The organism is Streptomyces sp. NPDC042364 (assembly GCF_056437585.1).
In genome coordinates this window covers 460,353-476,961 of sequence record NZ_JBWKAJ010000002.1, presented here as the reverse complement: position 1 = coordinate 476,961, position 16,609 = coordinate 460,353, and the positions used below count along the sequence as shown (strand labels likewise).

The following is a 16,609-nucleotide window of genomic DNA, read 5'->3' as shown; positions in this document are numbered from 1 at the left end:
GGACCTGCGGTGCTCATCACGCCTCCGGGATCTTCGGGGCGGGGATGCCCACGGTCTGCGGTTCGGCGCCCAGCGAGGCCGGCCAGACGTCGGCGAGCGCCTCGGGGGTCCAGCCGCCGTTCGCGTACGCGGTCTTGATCTCCTGCGGATGCGACCAGAGTGCCACCTTGTCGCCGCCGATGCCGATGGCCTGGCCGGTGACACCGCGGGCGGCCTCGGAGGCGAGGAACGGGATCAGGGCGGCGCAGTCCTCGGGGGTGCCGAAGCCCTCGCCCTTGCGCAGGAAGTCCGGGAACGGCTTGCCCTCGCGCAGGGCCTCCACATACGGGGCGAAGACCGGGATGGTCTCGGTCATCGCGGTGGCGGCGACCGGGATGATCGCGTTGACCGTGATGTTCGCGCGGCCCAGCTCCATCGCCCAGGTGCGGGCGAAGGCCGCGATGCCGGCCTTGGCGGCGGCGTAGTTCGTCTGGCCGAAGTTGCCGCGCTGGCCGGCCGGGGAGCCGACGAGGATCAGGGAGCCGCCCTCGCCCTGCTCGCGCATGCGGATCGCGGCGGCGCGGGCGCAGGTGAAGGTGCCCTTGAGATGGGTGGTGATCACCGCGTCGAAGTCGTCGTCGGACATCTTCCAGAGCACCTTGTCGCGGAGGATGCCGGCGTTGGTGACCAGGATGTCGAGCCGCCCGAACTCCTCCACGGCGCGGCCCACCAGCCGATCGGCGGCCTCGGTGGTGCCGACCGGGACGACCTCGGCCACGGCCGAGCCGCCCGCCTCGGTGATGGACTTCACGGCCGCTTCGGCCACGGCCTCGTCGATGTCGTTGACGACCACGGAGGCGCCGGCGGCGGCGAGGGCCTGGGCGTAGGCCAGTCCGAGGCCACGGCCACTGCCGGTGACGACGGCGACCTTGCCGGTGAGATCGATGCTGGGCACGAGTGGGGTCCCTTCGGAGTGACAGCGCGGATGGCTGCGCGGCTTCGAAATCGAAGTTAAGAGCAATAGTTGTTGACGTCAATAGTTGTTGAGCCGAGGTCTTTGGGGCATCCTGGGGAGCAGCACCACAAGCGCCGCCCCGCAGGGGGCCTCGACCAGGGAGCCCGCCATCGCCGGCCAGCAGACTCAGAACTCCGCCTCGATCGACGCGCGTGAGCCGTGGATGCGCGGGCTGCACGCGGACACGGGGTATCTGCTGTACCGCCTGGGGCAGCGCTCGGGGCAGCTGTTCAACGCCTCGCTGCAGGAGTCGGGGCTCCGGCTGCGCCACTACGCGCTGCTGCGCTTCCTGACCACCACGCCGGGCGCGCTCCAGCGGGAGCTGAGCTCCTCCCTCGGGTACGACCCGAGCGCCATCGTCGGCCTGGTCGACGACCTGGAGAAGCTGGGCTTCGCCGAGCGGCGCCCCTCGCCCGACGACCGCCGCAGCCGGATCGTGGTGCTGACCGAGGACGGCCGCTCCTTCCTCCGGGACACCGACGAGGCCGGCCGACGCGTCACCGACGAACTGCTGGGGCCGCTGGACGCCGCCGAGCGCGACGCGCTCCACGTCCTGCTCCAGAAGGTCGCCGAGGCCGGGCTGGGGTGACCCGGTGCCGATGACCGCCGGCGCGCCGCCGGAGCCGGGGGCCGCGCGGTCCGCCCCGGACCGGCTGCTCGCCGTGCTCGCCGCCTTCGACCACGACCATCCGGCGCTGTCCCTGACCGACATCAGCCGCCGGGCCGGGCTCACCCTCAGCACGGCGCACCGGCTGGTGGGCGCGCTCACGAAGTGGGGCGCCCTGGAACGGGACGGGGACGGGATCTACCACGTGGGGCTCCGGCTGTGGGAGGTCGCGGCCCTGGCCCCGCGCGGACTCGCCCTGCGGCAGATCGCGCTGCCGTACCTGGAGGACCTGTACGAGGCGACGCACGAGAACGTGCAGCTCGCCGTCCGCGACGGCGACGAGGTCGTCTACATCGAGTGGCTCTCCGGGCGCTCGGCCGTCGGCGTCCACATCCGGGTCGGCGCCCGCTGGCCGCTGCACGCCACGGGCGTGGGGCTGGCGCTGCTGGCCTACGGCGACCACACGTCGCAAGAGACCTATTGTCAGGGGGAGTTGGCGGCCTTCACTCCGTACACCATCACCGACGGAGCCCGGTTGCGGCGGGTACTCGCCGAAGTCCGGCGTGCGGGCGTGGCGGTGAGCAGCCGTCAGGTGACCGAGGACGCGCTGTCGGTGGCGGCCCCGATACGCGGGCCGGGCGGGGCTGTGGTCGCCGCCGTGTCGGTGGTCGTGCCCCAGGCCGGTGCCCAGGTGCCCGTGCTGACCCCCGCGGTGCGGGTCGCGGCCCGGGGCATCTCGCGGGCGCTGGGCTGGCAGCCCGACGAACCGCGCGGCCGGGGGGCGCCGATACCGGGCCGGTCCGCCGTGTCCGCGTCCCGGCCGGCGCCCTCACCCCTCTCGCCCTCCTGACCGGCGCCCTCTCCGCGCAGGCCGGCCAGCCACAGAGGTCCTCCAGCGTGGTCGGCGCGTCGAAGACGGGCGGCCCGGCCGTGCGGGTGCACAGATGACTCACCCGCACGGTCTCCTTGCCCGCCGCGCCGAACTCGGGCCAGTACGCGGCCACCGGGGCGTCCAGGCCCAGGGCGCCGCGGTCGGCGAGGATCAGGGCGCACAGCGCGGTCATCGTCTTGGTGCCGGACCGTGCCTCCCGTAGTCGCTGTGGCGCTTCTGGAAGTCGAACGTCCTCAGCTCCCGATCACCGATGTCCCTCACCCGGTCGGCGCCGGGCGGCCCCGCCGCCTCCCCCGTGGCCGGACACCGCCCGAGAACTGCCGATCTTCACAGGGTGAACTCGCCCTTCGCGCACGGACTTTCTCTGCTTTAACTCTTGACGACCGCAGCGTTGAAGCGCACATTATCCGCACGCTCTTCCCTGAGAGCGCTCTCAAGGAACGGGACCGAGCAGAGCGTTCTCCGCCCGCGCACTTCACTCCGTACTCCCCACCCCAAAGAGGCCGCCATGAGTGAACCCCCCGGCACACCCATCGGACGTCGTCGCCCGCTCCGTCGCGTGCTCCTCGCCGTCGTCAGCGCGGTGGCGCTGGCCGCGGCGGGGGCGACCACCGCGCAGGGGGCCGCCCCCGCGCCGCCCACCGGCTGGACCCAGGTCTTCCTCGACGACTTCAACGGCACGGCCGGCACCGGTGTCAACACCTCCCACTGGCAGTACGCGACCGGGACCTCGTACCCCGGCGGGCCCGCCAACTGGGGCACCGGCGAGGTCGAGACGATGACGAACAGCACCGCCAACGTCTCGCTCGACGGCAACGGCAATCTGCGCATCACCCCGCTGCGCGACTCGGCGGGCCGTTGGACCTCGGGCCGTATCGAGACCAACCGCACCGACTTCCAGCCGCCGGCGGGCGGCAAGCTGAGGGTCGAGTCCCGGCTCCAGATGCCGAATGTGACCGGCACGGCCGCCGAGGGCTACTGGCCGGCGTTCTGGATGCTGGGCGCGCCCTACCGGGGCAACTACCAGAACTGGCCGGGCGTCGGCGAGCTGGACATCATGGAGAACGTCCAGGGCCGCAACCAGGTGTGGGCCACCATGCACTGCGGCATCACCCCCGGCGGCCCGTGCAACGAGACGACCGGCATCGGCAACTCCACCGCCTGCCCGGGCACCACCTGCCAGTCCGGCTTCCACACCTACACCATGGAGTGGGACCGCTCGGTGACCCCGGAGACGATCCGGTTCTTCGTCGACGGCACCCGGTTCCACTCGGTCAGCGCCGACCAGATGGACGCCACGACCTGGAAGAACGCCACCGACCACGGCTTCTTCATCATCCTGAACGTGGCGATGGGCGGCGCCTTCCCCGACGCGTTCGGCGGCGGTCTGGACGGCGACACCCGCTCCGGTGTCCCCATGGTCGTGGACTACGTGCAGGTGCTGTCGGCCGGCGGCGGCACGACCACTCCCCCGCCGTCGGGCACCCGGGACGCGTACAGCGCGATCCAGGCCGAGTCGTTCAACGGGCAGAGCGGGGTCAGTACGGAGACCACGACGGACAGCGGCGGCGGCCAGAACATCGGCTCCCTCGCCAACGGCGACTGGGCGCTGTTCCAGAACGTCGACTTCGGTTCCACGGGGGCCACCCAGTTCGTGGCCCGGGTGGCCAGCGGGGCGAACGCCGGGGTGAGCGGACTGGTCGAGGTCCGCCTCGACAGCCGCTCGAACGCCCCGATCGGAAGTTTCTCCCTCGCCAACACCGGGGGCTGGCAGTCCTGGCGGACGGTGCCGGCGAACATCGGCCGCGTCACCGGGACGCACGACGTGTATCTGACCTTCACGAGCGGTCAGCCTCAGGACTTCGTCAACGTGAACTGGTTCAACTTCTCTCGCTGAGAGGACTGTTGACCTCATCGGGAGGGGCTTCGCCCGCGGGCGGAGCCCCTCTCCCGTGTGCGGGAGCCGCCCGGCGCGGTCAGCGCAGCTCCGCCCGGAACGCCACCGGCGTCGTCCCGGTGTGCAGGTGGAAGAACTTGGAGAAGTCGGCCGAGTCGGGGAAGCCGACCGCCACGCCGACGCGGCCGGTCGGCAGGTCGGTGTGGGCAAGCAGCCGTTTCGCCTCCAGGACCACCCGCTTGTCGATGAAGCCCTTGGGGGTCTCCCCTGTGGCGGCGCGGACCGCCCGGACGAGGGTGCGGCGCGAGCAGCCCAGGGCGTCGGCGTACGCGCCGACGCTGTGGTTGGTGGTGAACTCGCGCTCCACGGCGTCCCGGAACCGGGTGAAGGTCGTGTCGTGGTGGCCGAGGGCCGCCTCGGCCGAGCCGGCCGCGAGATGGGCGAGGCGCAGCAGAAATGCCGTCAGGGAGTGCCGCAGGACGGCGGTGTGCAGGCTGGGCGGCAGGGTGGCCGTGTCGACGTACTCGCGCTCCAGGTGCGCCAACGAGGCGCGCAGGCCCGCGAGTCGGGCCTCGTCGGGGCGGAGCAGCGGGGGCCGGTCGTAACGGCAGAGGCCGGTCGCCTCGACCGTGGCCCGGGGCAGGAATCCCGGTTGCATGGTGAGGACGGTCCCGCGGTACCCGGTGGTGTGTGAGAAGCGATGCACCTGTCCGGGGCGGATCCACAGCAGATCGCCCGCGTCCGCCTCGTACTCGGTGAAGTCGACCATGTGGGTGACGGGACCGTGGTCGAACAGCATGACCACGTGGAAGTCGATGCGGTGCACCCGTTCCAGGGGGCGTCCGCGCGCCAGGTGCGGCGGTCGTCCACCGGGCCGACCTGCCTGCCGACACCGGAGAGGCCCAGGTCGGCCGGGAACGGGAACGTCCGGATGCGGCCGCTCCCCTGCGAGTCGCCGCCGTCCCGGATGCCCCTGTCCCACATGGCCTCGCCCGTCCCCCTGGTCGGTGTCCCAGTTTCACCGAAGGCCGGCACACGGCAACCTTCCCTCATAGAAGTCAGACTTTTGGTTTCGAAGGCGACCGAGTGAATCCGCCGCACTCGAGGGAATCCCTGGCCGCCGTCCGCGGTTGACGCAAACGCCTGAAGGAAGATGATCACTGTGCCCACCGAACCGACCGCGGCGGCCGCCGCCACGGACCCCGTGCGACGCCTCTGCGAGGAGGGCGTCCCCGTCCGGCTCGACGGCATCTCCCGCGAGCGCGTCACCTCCGGCGACCCGGCGCCCGGCTCGTCGCGTCCGGGCGCGTCGTCGGCGTGACCACCGTCCCGTCCACAGTCTCCGAACAGCAAGGGAGTTGATGGGGAATGACCTCGACCTCCGAGGCGACCGCCCTGGCGGCGGCCGACTGGACCAACCCGCTGCGGGACGCGCGCGACCGCCGGCTTCCCCGGATCGCGGGACCGTCCGGGCTCGTCATCTTCGGGGTGACCGGTGACCTGTCACGCAAGAAGCTGATGCCGGCCGTGTACGACCTGGCCAACCGCGGCCTGCTCCCGCCGGGCTTCTCGCTGGTGGGCTTCGCCCGCCGGGACTGGGAGGACCAGGACTTCGCGCAGGTGGTGCACGACGCGGTGCGCGAGCACGCGCGCACCGAGTTCCGCGAGGAGGTCTGGCAGCAGCTCGCCGAGGGCATGCGCTTCGTCCCCGGCGACTTCGACGACGACGAGGCGTTCCGGCAACTCCGCTCAGCAGTCGAGGAGTTGAACGCCTCTCGCGGCACCAGCGGCAACTTCGCCTTCTACCTCTCGGTACCGCCGAAGTTCTTCCCGAAGGTCGTCCAGCAGCTGAAGAAGCACGGGCTGGCCGACGCGCCCGAGGGCTCCTGGCGGCGCGCGGTCATCGAGAAGCCGTTCGGCCACGACCTGGCCAGCGCCCGCGACCTGAACGCGGTCGTGCACGAGGTGTTCGACCCGGAGCAGGTCTTCCGCATCGACCACTACCTCGGCAAGGAGACCGTCCAGAACCTGCTGGCGCTCCGCTTCGCCAACCAGATGTACGAGCCCGTCTGGAACCGGTCGTACGTCGACCACGTCCAGATCACCATGGCCGAGGACATCGGCATCGGCGGCCGGGCGGGCTACTACGACGGCATCGGCGCCGCCCGCGACGTCATCCAGAACCACCTTCTGCAGCTGATGGCGCTCACCGCCATGGAGGAGCCGATCGCCTTCGACGCCGAGGCGCTGCTCACCGAGAAGCTGAAGGTCCTCAAGTCGGTGCGGCTCCCCGCCGACCTGGGCGCCCACACCGTGCGCGGCCAGTACACCGGGGCGTGGCAGGGCGGCGAGAAGGTGGTGGGCTACCTCCAGGAGGACGGCATCGACCCGGGTTCCAGGACCGACACGTACGCGGCCGTGAAGCTGGAGATCGACAACCGCCGCTGGGCCGGTGTCCCGTTCTATCTGCGCACCGGCAAGCGGCTCGGCCGCCGGGTCACCGAGATCGCGGTCGTCTTCCAGGGCGCCCCGCACTCCCCGTTCGACTCCACGGCCACCGAGGAGCTGGGGAAGAACGCGATCGTCATCCGGGTGCAGCCGGACGAGGGAATGACCGTGCGCTTCGGTTCGAAGGTGCCGGGTACCTCGATGGAGATCCGGGACGTCACCATGGACTTCGCGTACGGCGAGTCGTTCACGGAGTCCAGCCCGGAGGCGTACGAACGGCTGATCCTGGACGTGCTGCTCGGCGACGCCAATCTCTTCCCCCGCCACCAGGAGGTGGAGGAGTCCTGGAAGATCCTCGACCCGATCGAGGAGCACTGGGCGAGGCACGGCAGCCCCGCGCAGTACCCCTCGGGCAGTTGGGGACCCGAGGAAGCCGACGAGATGCTCGCACGAGACGGACGGAGCTGGCGCAGGCCATGAAACTCGACCTGACGGACACCACGGCAAGCAAGATCAACAAGGCCCTGGTGCGGGGACGCCGGGCCATCGGCACGCCCGCCGTGGGCATGGTCCTCACGATGGTGATCGTGACGGACGAGGAGAACGCCTACGACTCGATCAGGGCGGCCGAGGAGGCATCGCACGAGCACCCCTCGCGCACGCTGGTCGTCATCAGGCGGCACGCCCGCACTCCCCGTGACCGCACCCGGTCGCACCTGGACGCCGAGGTGCGCGTGGGCGCCGACGCGGGCACCGGCGAGACCGTCGTGCTGCGGACGTACGGCGAGGTGTCCGACCACGCCGACTCCGTGGTCCTGCCGCTGCTGCTGCCGGACGCGCCGGTCGTGGTGTGGTGGCCGGTGGACGCGCCGGAGCACCCGGCGAAGGACCCGCTGGGGGCGCTGGCGCAGCGCCGGATCACCGACATGTACGCCGTCGAGTCCCCGCTCGCCGCGCTGGAGCAGCGGGTGGCCTCCTACACCCCCGGCGACACGGACCTGGCCTGGACCCGGCTGACGCCATGGCGGTCCATGCTCGCCGCCGCCCTCGACCAGGCCCGCACGAAGATCACCTCGGCGGCCGTGGACAGCGAGGCCGACAACCCGAGCGCCGAACTGCTGGCCCGCTGGCTGGAGGCCCGTCTCGGAGTCACCGTCGAGCGTGTCACCACCGCCGGGCCGGTCGTGACGGGCGTACGGCTCGGCACCGAGAACGGTGAGATCGTCATCGACCGTCCCGAGGGCCCGCTCGCCACGCTCACCCTGCCGGACCAGCCGTCCCGCACCCTCGCCCTGAAGGTGCGCCCCACCTCCGAGCTGATCGCCGAGGAACTGCGCCGCCTCGACGCGGACGAGATGTACGCCATCGCCCTGCGCGGCGGTGAGCACACCGAGGAGGCCGCCGGCCATGAGTGACACCCTCCGGCCCAACCGGCGCCCGGAGTGGGCCGAGTGGGCGAACCACCGCGCGGGCCCGATGCCCCACCCCCCGCCGCTGCGCGACGGCGGTCACTCCCGCGACCGCGACACCCGCGACATCCATGACACCCGCGGCACCCGCGGCACCCGCGGCACCCGCGGCACCCGCGACACCCGCGGCACCCGCGGCACCCGCGACATCCATGACACCCATGACACCCCTGGCACCCGTGACGCTCAGGAAGAAGTGAACTGACATGCAGCTCGGTCTCATCGGTCTCGGCAAGATGGGCGGCAACATGCGCGAGCGGATCCGCCGCGCCGGCCACACCGTCATCGGGTACGACCGCAACCCCGACGTCTCCGACGTGGGCACTCTGGCCGAGCTGGTCGAGCGGCTCGACGCGCCGCGCACGGTCTGGGTGATGGTCCCCGCCGGCGCTCCCACGCAGTCCGTCGTGGACGAGCTGGCGGACCTGCTGTCGCCCGGCGACACCGTCGTCGACGGCGGCAACTCCCGCTGGACGGACGACGAGAAGCACGCGGAGGAGCTGGGCGCCAAGGGCATCGGCTTCGTGGACGCGGGCGTCTCGGGCGGAGTATGGGGACTTGAGAACGGCTACGCGCTGATGGTCGGCGGCGACAAGGAGCACGTCGACCGGCTCCAGCCCCTCTTCGACGCCCTCAAGCCGGAGGGGCCGTACGGGTACGTCCACGCCGGCAAGGTCGGCGCCGGGCACTTCTCCAAGATGGTCCACAACGGCATCGAGTACGCCATGATGCAGGCCTACGCCGAGGGGTGGGAGCTGCTGGAGGCCGTGGACTCGGTGACGGACGTCCGCGAGGTGTTCCGGTCCTGGCAGGAGGGGACGGTCATCCGCTCCTGGCTGCTGGACCTCGCGGTCAACGCGCTGGACACGGACGAGCACCTGGAGAAACTGCGCGGCTACGCCGCCGACTCCGGGGAGGGCCGGTGGACGGTCGAGGCGGCCATCGACAACGCGGTGCCGCTGCCGGCGATCACCGCGTCCCTGTTCGCCCGCTTCGCGTCCCGCCAGGACGACTCCCCGCAGATGAAGATGGTGGCGGCTCTGCGGAACCAGTTCGGGGGGCATGCGGTGGAGTCGACGAAGCGTTAGCCGCCGGGTGCGTGGGCCGCGGGGGTGCGTTGGCGGGTGCGGGTGGGTGGGGGTGGGTGGGGGCCCCCTCGTCACCCCGCGCCTGCGCCCCGCCGACCTCTGGCGCCGGCTGATCCCCCGAGCCCCGCGACCTGTTCTTCGTGAACGGTCTGACGGACGCGCACCGCGCACACGGCCGGGTATGGGGCCACCGAGCGGCCGAAAAGCGGTGGTTGACAGGTACACGCGTCTCGGGTGAGAGTCCCGTTGATGATGATCGACGACCTCACCCCGGCCGAGCGACGTGTCTGGGAAGCCTTTCCCCGGGGTGCCTCGGTGGACTTCGGTGCCGTCGAGCCCGGCGCGTCCGCCGAGGACGAGGACGAGGACGAGGGCGAGGAGGCTTCCCGGCGGACCCTGCGGGCGGCGGTCCTGCGGACACTGCTCCTCACGGCACCCCGCGAGGAGGGCGAGGTCGCCGCGCTCAAGATCGCGGGGGCTCGGATCACCGGCACGCTGGACCTGAAGTACGCGACGGTCGAGAGCGTCGTACGGCTCAGCGACTGCCACTTCGAGGAGACCCCGGACCTGTCGGGCGCGCAGCTCACCTATCTCAACCTCACCGGGTCCGCACTGCCGGGCCTGCGTTCGGCGCGGGTCCGGATCGACGGGGGGATGAGGCTGACGGGCTGCCGCTTCCGGGGGCCGGTGAAGCTCACGGGGGCGCAGATCTCCGGGACCCTGTTCATGGAAGGGTCGGAGTTCGCCGCGCCGGACGACGAGGAACCGGCGTTGCGGCTGAACCAGGCGGAGATCGGTGAGGAGTTGTGCGCTCCCGGACTGCGGGCGCGGGGCGAGGTCAGGCTCGCCGGCGCCCGGGTCGCCGGGTCGGTCAACCTCAACGACGTGTGCCTGGAGCGGCCGGACGGTGTCGCGCTCACCGCGGAGACGCTCACTGCGGAGGCCGACGTCGAACTGCGCCGCGCGCGGGTGCGGGGGCGGGTCGAGATGCGCGGCGCCCGGGTGTCGGGGCGCCTGGACCTGTCGTACGCGCGGCTGGCGCACCCGGGCGGTACGGCGTTACGGGCCAGCAGTTGCGTCATCGGTGAGCTGTGGCTGCGCGGCGGTCCCCGGATGGAGGGCATCCTCAACCTCCGCCGCTCGCAGATCGAGGTCCTTTTGATGGAACCCGATGTGGTTCCCGAGCGGGTGCTGCTCAACGACCTGACCTACACCTCGCTCCTCTCGCATCTCCCGGCCCCGCTGCGGCTGCCGATGCTGGCGCGGGACGGGGACGGGTTCATCCCCCACTCCTACGAGCAGCTGACCGCCGCGTACCGCCGTATCGGCGACGACGACGCGGCCCGGCTGGTCCAGCTCGCCAGGCAGCGCCGGCGCCGGGCCACGCTCCCGTGGTACGGGCGGCTGTGGGGCCTGGTCCAGGAGGCCACCGTCGGCTACGGGTTCCGTCCGCTGCGCGCGGCGGTCTGGCTGCTGTCGTTGCTGGCGGTGGGCTCGGTGGCGTACGCGCTGGACCGGCCGCGGCCGCTGAAGGCCGACGAGGCCCCGGAGTTCAACCCGGTCTTCTACACCCTCGATCTGCTGCTGCCGATCATCGACTTCGGCCAGGAGCGGGCGTACGCGCCCGAGGGCTGGGGGCAGTGGCTGTCGTATGTCCTCGTCATCACGGGGTGGATCCTGGCGACGACGGTGGTCACGGGTGTGACCCGCACCGTCAGCCGCCAGTGACTCCACCGGTGCGCGGCGAGCCCGGGGCCTCCCGATGGGCCCCGGTCGCCGATGACTCCTCCTACTTCACCGGGCGTTGGGCGTGCTGGGCGGCGAGGCGTACCGGGGCGTTCGGGGCTCCGTAGCCCCGGTAGCCGCCGTCGCGCTGGACGAGTTCGAAGAAGACGCGGCCCACGGTCTCGGTGTAGCAGTGGCGGAACTCGCCGTCCTGGTCCCGGTCGTAGAGGATGCCCAGCTCACGGTAGGTCTCCAGCTCGCCGTCGGCGAACTCGAAGCGGGCGGCCAGGTCGTCGTGGTAGTTCCCGGGGACGGCCAGCAGCCGGCCTCCGGCGTCGCGGAAGGCGCGGGCCGCGGCGACCACGTCGTCGGTGGCGAGGGCGATGTGCTGGGCGCGGGCGGTGTGGTCCGTGGGAGCGGGGCCGACGCCGAGGGCGATCCGTACGCTGCCGTCGGCGTTGCCGACCGGTCGGCTGCGGAACAGGCCGTAGGGGTCGGCCACGTCCACGCTCTCGCGGGCGGGCAGGCCGAGCACGGTCCGGTGGAAGAGGGCCGCCTCGTCGAACTGGTGCCACGGCTGGGTGAGGGCGAGATGGTCCACACGGTGGACGTACCGGGCGGGCTCCGCGTGCGGCACGGGCTGGAAGTCGTTGGTCCAGCTGGGGAGTTCGGGCCGGTCGGTGGCGCAGAAGAAGAGTGCGGTGCCGTCGGGGGCGGCGACCGCGTCCAGGGCGACGTCCTCCGGGGCGCGGCGACGGGGCAGGACCGGTGCCTGCAGGGCCTCGGCTCGGCGGGCGGCGCCTGCCGGGTCCGGTGACTCCAGGCCGATCGCGGCGAGCTGGGTGCCGTCGCGGCGCGCCGCCGGGCCGGTGTTGACCAGGACCCTCGCCTCGCCCTGCCGCCACAGGTCCACCGGCTTGCTGCGGTGGCGGGCGGTGCGGGCGAAGCCGAGGGCGCCGAGTACCGCGCCCACGGGTTCGGCGTCGGGGGTGACGAGTTCCGTGAACGCGACCCCGGTGGGGACGACGGGCTGCGGCAGCGTGGCCAGGCCCGCCGCCTCCTGGAGCATCAGCAGGGAGCGGTGGGCGTCGACGGCGGTGGGGCCCGCCTCGGCCTGCCGGAAGACGTCGTTGAAGACCTCCAGTGACAGGGGTCCCTGGTATCCGGCCGCCTTCACATGCCACACGAGGCCCACGACGTCGAGGCCGCCCTGTCCGGGGAAGCAGCGGTAGTGGCGGCTCCACTGGAGTACGTCCATCGCCATCAGCGGGGCGTCGGCCAGCTGGAGGAAGAAGATCCTGTCGCCGGGGATGTCCTCGATGCCCTTCGGGTCCGATCCGCGGGCGAGGATGTGGAAGCTGTCCAGGCAGGTGCCGAGCGCGGGGTGGTCCGCGGCCTCGACGATGCGCCAGGCGTGGTCGTACGTGCTGACGTGCCGTCCCCAGGCCAGCGCCTCGTAGGCGACGCGGATCCCGAAGTCCTGCGCGAGGTCGGCGAGCCGGCGGAGCTGAGCGGCGGCGAGGGCGTCGTCGTCGACCGCGAGCGGATGGACGCTGGAGCACACCAGGACCGTGTCGGCGCCGAGCCGCCGCATCAGCTCGAACTTGTGCCGGGCCCGACGCAGGTTCCGGTCGAACTCGTCGGCCGGCACCGCCTCGATGTCCCGCATCGGCTGGTACAGATCGATGCTCAGCCCCAGGTCCGCGCACCGGGCCCGGATCTCCTCCGGGGCGAGCGGGCTGGCCAGCAGATCGTTCTCGAAGATCTCCACCCCGTCGAACCCGGCCCGCGCGGCGGCGGTGAGCTTCTCGGTGAGCGACCCGCTGAGGGACACGGTGGCGATGGACGTACGCATGGTGGTGCTCCTTCGGTTCCAGCTGTGCGGCCGACGACCGGGACGGCCCCCGCGACCCGGTGGCGATGTCATCGGAAGCGCCCCAGGCCCGCCGGGCATGACGGGACAACGCCTAGCGAGGCACCCCCGCGGCCCCCGCCAACTCCGCGATGTCGGCCAGCATCCGGGGCGCGTCCGCCTCCCTCCCCGTGAACAACCGGAACGCGTCCGCCGCCTGGAACACCGCCATCCCTCCCCCGTCCAACGTGGCGCACCCCAGCGCGCGGGCCGTCCGCAGCAGCTCCGTCTCCAGCGGCCGGTACACCACCTCGGCCACCCACAGCCCCGGGTGCAGCAGCTCCGCGGCGAAGGGCAGCCCCGGGTGCGCGGCCATCCCGGTCGGTGTCGCGTGCACCACCCCGTCGGCCTCCCCCAGCAGCTCCGGCAACGCCTCCGGCGCCGCCGCGGCCGCGCGTCCCGCGCCGAAGTGCCGGTCCAGGGCGGAGGCGAGGCCGGCCGCGCGGTCGGGCATCGCGTCGACGACGGTGACATGCTCGGCGCCGAGGGTGAGCGTGGCGTGCGCGACGGCCGCGCCCGCGCCCCCGGCCCCCAGCTGCACGACCTTCTCCAGCGGCACGTCGGGCAGTCCGCGGGCGAAGGACGCGGCGAAGCCGGTGACGTCCGTGTTGTGGCCGACGGCTCGGCCGTCCTCGAAGACGACGGTGTTGACGGCGCCGAGCGCCGCGGCCTGCGGGGCGAGGGCGTCGAGGTGCTCGATGACGAGCTGCTTGCAGGGATGGGTGATGTTCAGCCCGTCGAAGCCCAGGTCCCGGGCGGCGCGCACCAGGTCGCCCACCGCCTCGGGGCCGACCCCGAGCCGGTCGATGTCGATCAGCCGGTACACATACCGCAGCCCCAGCCGGTCGGCCTCCCGCTCGTGCAGCGCGGGGCTGAGCGAGGGCCCGATGCCGGAGCCGACGAGGCCGACGAGATACGAGTCCCGCTTCGGGACGGGGTTCGAGACCTGGGGCACGGCGGGGCCTCCCTGAGGCTCACTAATGTACGAACTAGTACGTTAGTCATAGCAGCCCCGGCCGAACAGGGGAAGCCCTCTTCTACAATCGCGGTCATTGGCCCCTCGCCCGAAGGAACCCGATGACCAGCGTCGAAGAGCCGGCACGACCGAACGGGCGCACCCGTGACGCCGCCCGCACCAAGGCCGAGATCCTCGACGTCGCGACCCAGGAGTTCGCCCGCTCCGGTTTCGCGGGGGCCCGGGTCGACGAGATCGCCGCCCGCACCCGCACCACCAAGCGGATGATCTACTACTACTTCGGCGGCAAGGAGCAACTGTTCACGGCCGTGCTGGAGCGGGCGTACTCGGTGATCCGGCAGGCGGAGCAGGAGCTGGACGTCGAGCACCTGGACCCGGTCGCCGCCATCCGGCGCCTGGCCGAGGTCACCTTCGACCACCACGAGCGCCACCCGGACTTCATCCGCCTGGTCAGCATCGAGAACATCCACGAGGCCGAGCACATCACCGCCTCCGAGAAGCTGGGCAGGATCGGCTCGCCGGCGCTGGACGTGATCCGCCGCATCCTGGAGTCGGGGCAGAAGTCCGGTCTGTTCACGGCCGATGTCGACGCCGTCGACCTGCACGCGATGATCAGCGCCTTCTGCTTCTTCCGGGTCGCCAACCGGCACACCTTCGGTGCCCTCTTCGGCCGCGACCTGGTCGCCCCCGAGCAGCGCGAGCACTACCGCAAGATGCTCGGCGACATGGTGATCGCGTATCTGACGGCGGACCGCGCGACGGACTGACGGCGCCACCACGCTCGAACAGACCACGGACCGGCGGCGGACCGCGCGTCGCTCCGGCGGCGACACCCTCGGCCGCCCGGGAGCCGCGGGTTTCGTCCGGCGCCCCCCTTGACACCCGGGAAACCTGGGCGCAACATCCGTAGCCAACCGCTACTAACTATCCAGTGCGTTAATTAGCCGGGTAGCGCCCGGCACGGCCGCCCCAGCACCCCCGGGGATCCGGCTCCCCTCCCCCCGCATCGCCCGTCCTGCCTTGCCTTCCTCCGCTCACTCCCCCTCAATGGGGGGATTCCTCGAAGGAGCACGCCGTGTCCGTCCCCGCCGCACCTCCCGGCCAGCCCAGGAAGGCCGCCACGGCCGCCTGGGTGGGCAGCGCCCTGGAGTACTACGACTTCTTCATCTACGGCAGCGCCGCCGCCCTGATCTTCCCGACGGTCTTCTTCGACGAGTCGGACCCGGCGACGGCGACCCTGCTGTCGCTGGGCACCTTCGGTGTCGCGTACGCGGCGCGGCCGATCGGCGCGCTCTTCCTCGGTCACTTCGGCGACCGGCTGGGCCGTAAGAAGATCATGGTCTTCACGCTGATCCTGATGGGCCTGTCGACGTTCCTCATCGGCTGCCTGCCCACCCGTGACCAGGTCGGTACCCTCGCCCCGGTCCTCCTGGTGATCTGCCGCGTCCTCCAGGGCATCTCGGCGGCGGGTGAGCAGGCCAGCGCCAACTCCATGACGCTGGAACACGCGCCGGAGGACCGCCGCGGCTTCTTCACCAGCTTCACGCTGAGCGGCACCCAGGGCGGCCAGTTGCTCGCGACCCTGGTCTTCATCCCGATCGCCGCGCTCCCCGAGGACCAGCTGCTGTCATGGGGCTGGCGTGTCCCGTTCTGGATGAGCATCGCGGTCGCCGTCGTCGGCTACGTCATCCGCCGCACCCTGGAGGAGACCCCCGCGTTCACCCGGCAGCAGACCGCTTCCGACGGCGTCGCGAAGCTGCCGCTCGCGGTGCTGCTGCGCGAGCACTGGGCGGATGTGCTGCGGGTGATCGCGGGCGCGCTGGTCGCCTCGGTCTCCACGATCTTCACCGTGTGGGCGCTGGCGTACGGCACGAGCGAGTCGGTCGGCCTGTCGCGCTCCTCGATGCTGTGGGTGGGCGCGCTGGCCAACCTGGTCGCGCTGGGCGCGATCCCGCTGTGGGCCACGCTCTCCGACCGCATCGGCCGACGCCCGGTGTTCCTGATCGGCGCGGCCGGCAGCGCGGTGATGATGTTCGTCTACCTGTGGGCGATCTCCACCGGCGCCTACCCGCTGGTCCTCGTCCTCGGCATCGTCACCTTCGGCGTCGTCTACAGCGCGGCGAACGGCATATGGCCCTCCTTCTACGGCGAGATGTTCTCCACCAAGGTGCGGCTGTCCGGCATGGCCATCGGCACCCAGATCGGCTTCGCGATCGCCGGGTTCGCCGTCACCTTCGCCGCGCAGATCGCCGGCCCCGACGGGGACGACTGGTTCGCGGTGGCCCTGTTCACCACTGCCCTGTGCGTGCCGCCGGTCATCGCGGCCCTCACCGCCCGGGAGACCCACAAGGTCCCGACCGAACTCCTCGGGGTCCGCGCGGCCGACGCGACGAGGGACCGGGAGCGGGTCGCGGCCTGACCCCCGCCCCCGATCGCCGGCGTCCGGTCGGCGGGGCCCCGGGCACCCAAGGTGTTCGGGGCCCCGCCGTGCGTCCCGACTGGTCGGCGTACCTCCGCCGGGGACCCCGATGCACACATGCCCGCAGGTCGGAGGGATGATGGGCGCGGGCGCCGGCCAGGGCTCGGGGTGATCAACGGGGT

Annotated in this window: 14 protein-coding genes and 2 pseudogenes; 11 read left to right on the top strand and 5 right to left on the bottom strand. The window is 72.0% G+C overall.

The annotated features are described in order from the left end of the window. Positions 1–16: 16 nt before the first annotated feature. Positions 17–934, bottom strand: coding sequence for an SDR family NAD(P)-dependent oxidoreductase (locus AC067N_RS05425; protein WP_478677552.1), 918 nt, complete (start codon positions 932–934; stop codon positions 17–19). Positions 935–1,157: 223 nt separating this feature from the next. Between AC067N_RS05425 and AC067N_RS05420 the strand changes: the two genes are divergently transcribed. Beyond that, positions 1,158–1,583, top strand: a complete 426-nt coding sequence (locus tag AC067N_RS05420) for a MarR family winged helix-turn-helix transcriptional regulator (protein WP_478677761.1) — start codon at positions 1,158–1,160, stop codon at positions 1,581–1,583. Between the two features lie 10 nt (positions 1,584–1,593). Beyond that, positions 1,594–2,451, top strand: coding sequence for an IclR family transcriptional regulator (locus AC067N_RS05415; RefSeq protein WP_478677760.1), 858 nt, complete (start codon positions 1,594–1,596; stop codon positions 2,449–2,451). 73 nt (positions 2,452–2,524) lie between these two features. Here the strand turns inward: AC067N_RS05415 and AC067N_RS05410 are convergent. Next, positions 2,525–2,665: pseudogene (locus AC067N_RS05410) on the bottom strand (serine hydrolase domain-containing protein); the annotation flags it as partial. A gap of 336 nt (positions 2,666–3,001) precedes the next feature. Between AC067N_RS05410 and AC067N_RS05405 the strand changes: the two are divergent. Then, the gene (locus AC067N_RS05405; protein WP_478677551.1) at positions 3,002–4,390 is read left to right on the top strand and encodes a glycoside hydrolase family 16 protein; all 1,389 of its coding nucleotides are present in this window, start codon (positions 3,002–3,004) and stop codon (positions 4,388–4,390) included. A 79-nt stretch (positions 4,391–4,469) separates the two neighbouring features. Here the strand turns inward: AC067N_RS05405 and AC067N_RS05400 are convergent. Beyond that, a pseudogene (locus tag AC067N_RS05400) lies at positions 4,470–5,374 on the bottom strand (helix-turn-helix domain-containing protein). A gap of 178 nt (positions 5,375–5,552) precedes the next feature. Here AC067N_RS05400 and AC067N_RS05395 point away from each other — a divergent pair. The 6 genes from AC067N_RS05395 (at position 5,553) to AC067N_RS05370 (ending at position 11,123) form a co-directional block, all read left to right on the top strand. After that, entirely contained in the window at positions 5,553–5,711 is a 159-nt protein-coding gene (locus AC067N_RS05395) for a hypothetical protein (protein ID WP_478677550.1), read from the top strand. Between the two features lie 47 nt (positions 5,712–5,758). Beyond that, positions 5,759–7,318 (top strand): glucose-6-phosphate dehydrogenase, encoded by a 1,560-nt coding sequence (zwf, locus tag AC067N_RS05390; protein WP_478677549.1) that lies wholly within the window; start codon positions 5,759–5,761, stop codon positions 7,316–7,318. Beyond that, complete coding sequence (opcA, locus tag AC067N_RS05385) at positions 7,315–8,253, top strand: glucose-6-phosphate dehydrogenase assembly protein OpcA (RefSeq protein ID WP_478677548.1); 939 nt, start codon at positions 7,315–7,317, stop codon at positions 8,251–8,253. Before zwf ends, opcA begins: the two co-directional genes overlap by 4 nt. Further along, entirely contained in the window at positions 8,246–8,512 is a 267-nt protein-coding gene (locus tag AC067N_RS05380; protein ID WP_478677547.1) for a hypothetical protein, read from the top strand. The genes opcA and AC067N_RS05380 overlap by 8 nt, the downstream gene beginning before the upstream one ends. Position 8,513: 1 nt before the next feature. Next, the gene (gene gnd / locus AC067N_RS05375) at positions 8,514–9,395 is read left to right on the top strand and encodes a phosphogluconate dehydrogenase (NAD(+)-dependent, decarboxylating) (protein ID WP_478677546.1); all 882 of its coding nucleotides are present in this window, start codon (positions 8,514–8,516) and stop codon (positions 9,393–9,395) included. Between the two features lie 249 nt (positions 9,396–9,644). Further along, positions 9,645–11,123 carry a membrane-associated oxidoreductase gene (locus AC067N_RS05370; RefSeq protein ID WP_478677545.1) on the top strand — a complete coding sequence of 493 codons (1,479 nt, stop codon included), beginning with the start codon at positions 9,645–9,647 and terminating at the stop codon, positions 11,121–11,123. A 61-nt stretch (positions 11,124–11,184) separates the two neighbouring features. Here AC067N_RS05370 and AC067N_RS05365 read toward each other — a convergent pair whose 3' ends face one another. Together AC067N_RS05365 and AC067N_RS05360 are read right to left on the bottom strand one after the other, a co-directional pair. Next, positions 11,185–12,975, bottom strand: a complete 1,791-nt coding sequence (locus AC067N_RS05365; RefSeq protein WP_478677544.1) for a bifunctional sugar phosphate isomerase/epimerase/4-hydroxyphenylpyruvate dioxygenase family protein — start codon at positions 12,973–12,975, stop codon at positions 11,185–11,187. A 112-nt stretch (positions 12,976–13,087) separates the two neighbouring features. Next, positions 13,088–13,987 (bottom strand): shikimate dehydrogenase, encoded by a 900-nt coding sequence (locus AC067N_RS05360; protein WP_478677543.1) that lies wholly within the window; start codon positions 13,985–13,987, stop codon positions 13,088–13,090. Positions 13,988–14,109: 122 nt separating this feature from the next. On the opposite strand from AC067N_RS05360, the gene AC067N_RS05355 reads away from it, so the two are divergent. Next, entirely contained in the window at positions 14,110–14,775 is a 666-nt protein-coding gene (locus AC067N_RS05355; RefSeq protein WP_478677542.1) for a TetR/AcrR family transcriptional regulator, read from the top strand. Between the two features lie 308 nt (positions 14,776–15,083). Beyond that, positions 15,084–16,427 carry an MFS transporter gene (locus AC067N_RS05350; RefSeq protein ID WP_478677541.1) on the top strand — a complete coding sequence of 448 codons (1,344 nt, stop codon included), beginning with the start codon at positions 15,084–15,086 and terminating at the stop codon, positions 16,425–16,427. Positions 16,428–16,609 lie beyond the last annotated feature (182 nt).

Bases quoted from the DNA above. Each gene is read 5' to 3' on its own strand.
- AC067N_RS05355 (WP_478677542.1), top strand. From the start codon at position 14,110: ATGACCAGCGTCGAAGAGCCGGCACGACCGAACGGGCGCACCCGTGAC.
- AC067N_RS05370 (WP_478677545.1), top strand. From the start codon at position 9,645: ATGATGATCGACGACCTCACCCCGGCCGAGCGACGTGTCTGGGAAGCC.
- AC067N_RS05365 (WP_478677544.1), bottom strand. From the start codon at position 12,975: ATGCGTACGTCCATCGCCACCGTGTCCCTCAGCGGGTCGCTCACCGAG.
- AC067N_RS05420 (WP_478677761.1), top strand. From the start codon at position 1,158: ATGCGCGGGCTGCACGCGGACACGGGGTATCTGCTGTACCGCCTGGGG.
- AC067N_RS05405 (WP_478677551.1), top strand. From the start codon at position 3,002: ATGAGTGAACCCCCCGGCACACCCATCGGACGTCGTCGCCCGCTCCGT.
- AC067N_RS05415 (WP_478677760.1), top strand. From the start codon at position 1,594: ATGACCGCCGGCGCGCCGCCGGAGCCGGGGGCCGCGCGGTCCGCCCCG.
- opcA (WP_478677548.1), top strand. From the start codon at position 7,315: ATGAAACTCGACCTGACGGACACCACGGCAAGCAAGATCAACAAGGCC.
- zwf (WP_478677549.1), top strand. From the start codon at position 5,759: ATGACCTCGACCTCCGAGGCGACCGCCCTGGCGGCGGCCGACTGGACC.
- gnd (WP_478677546.1), top strand. From the start codon at position 8,514: ATGCAGCTCGGTCTCATCGGTCTCGGCAAGATGGGCGGCAACATGCGC.
- AC067N_RS05380 (WP_478677547.1), top strand. From the start codon at position 8,246: ATGAGTGACACCCTCCGGCCCAACCGGCGCCCGGAGTGGGCCGAGTGG.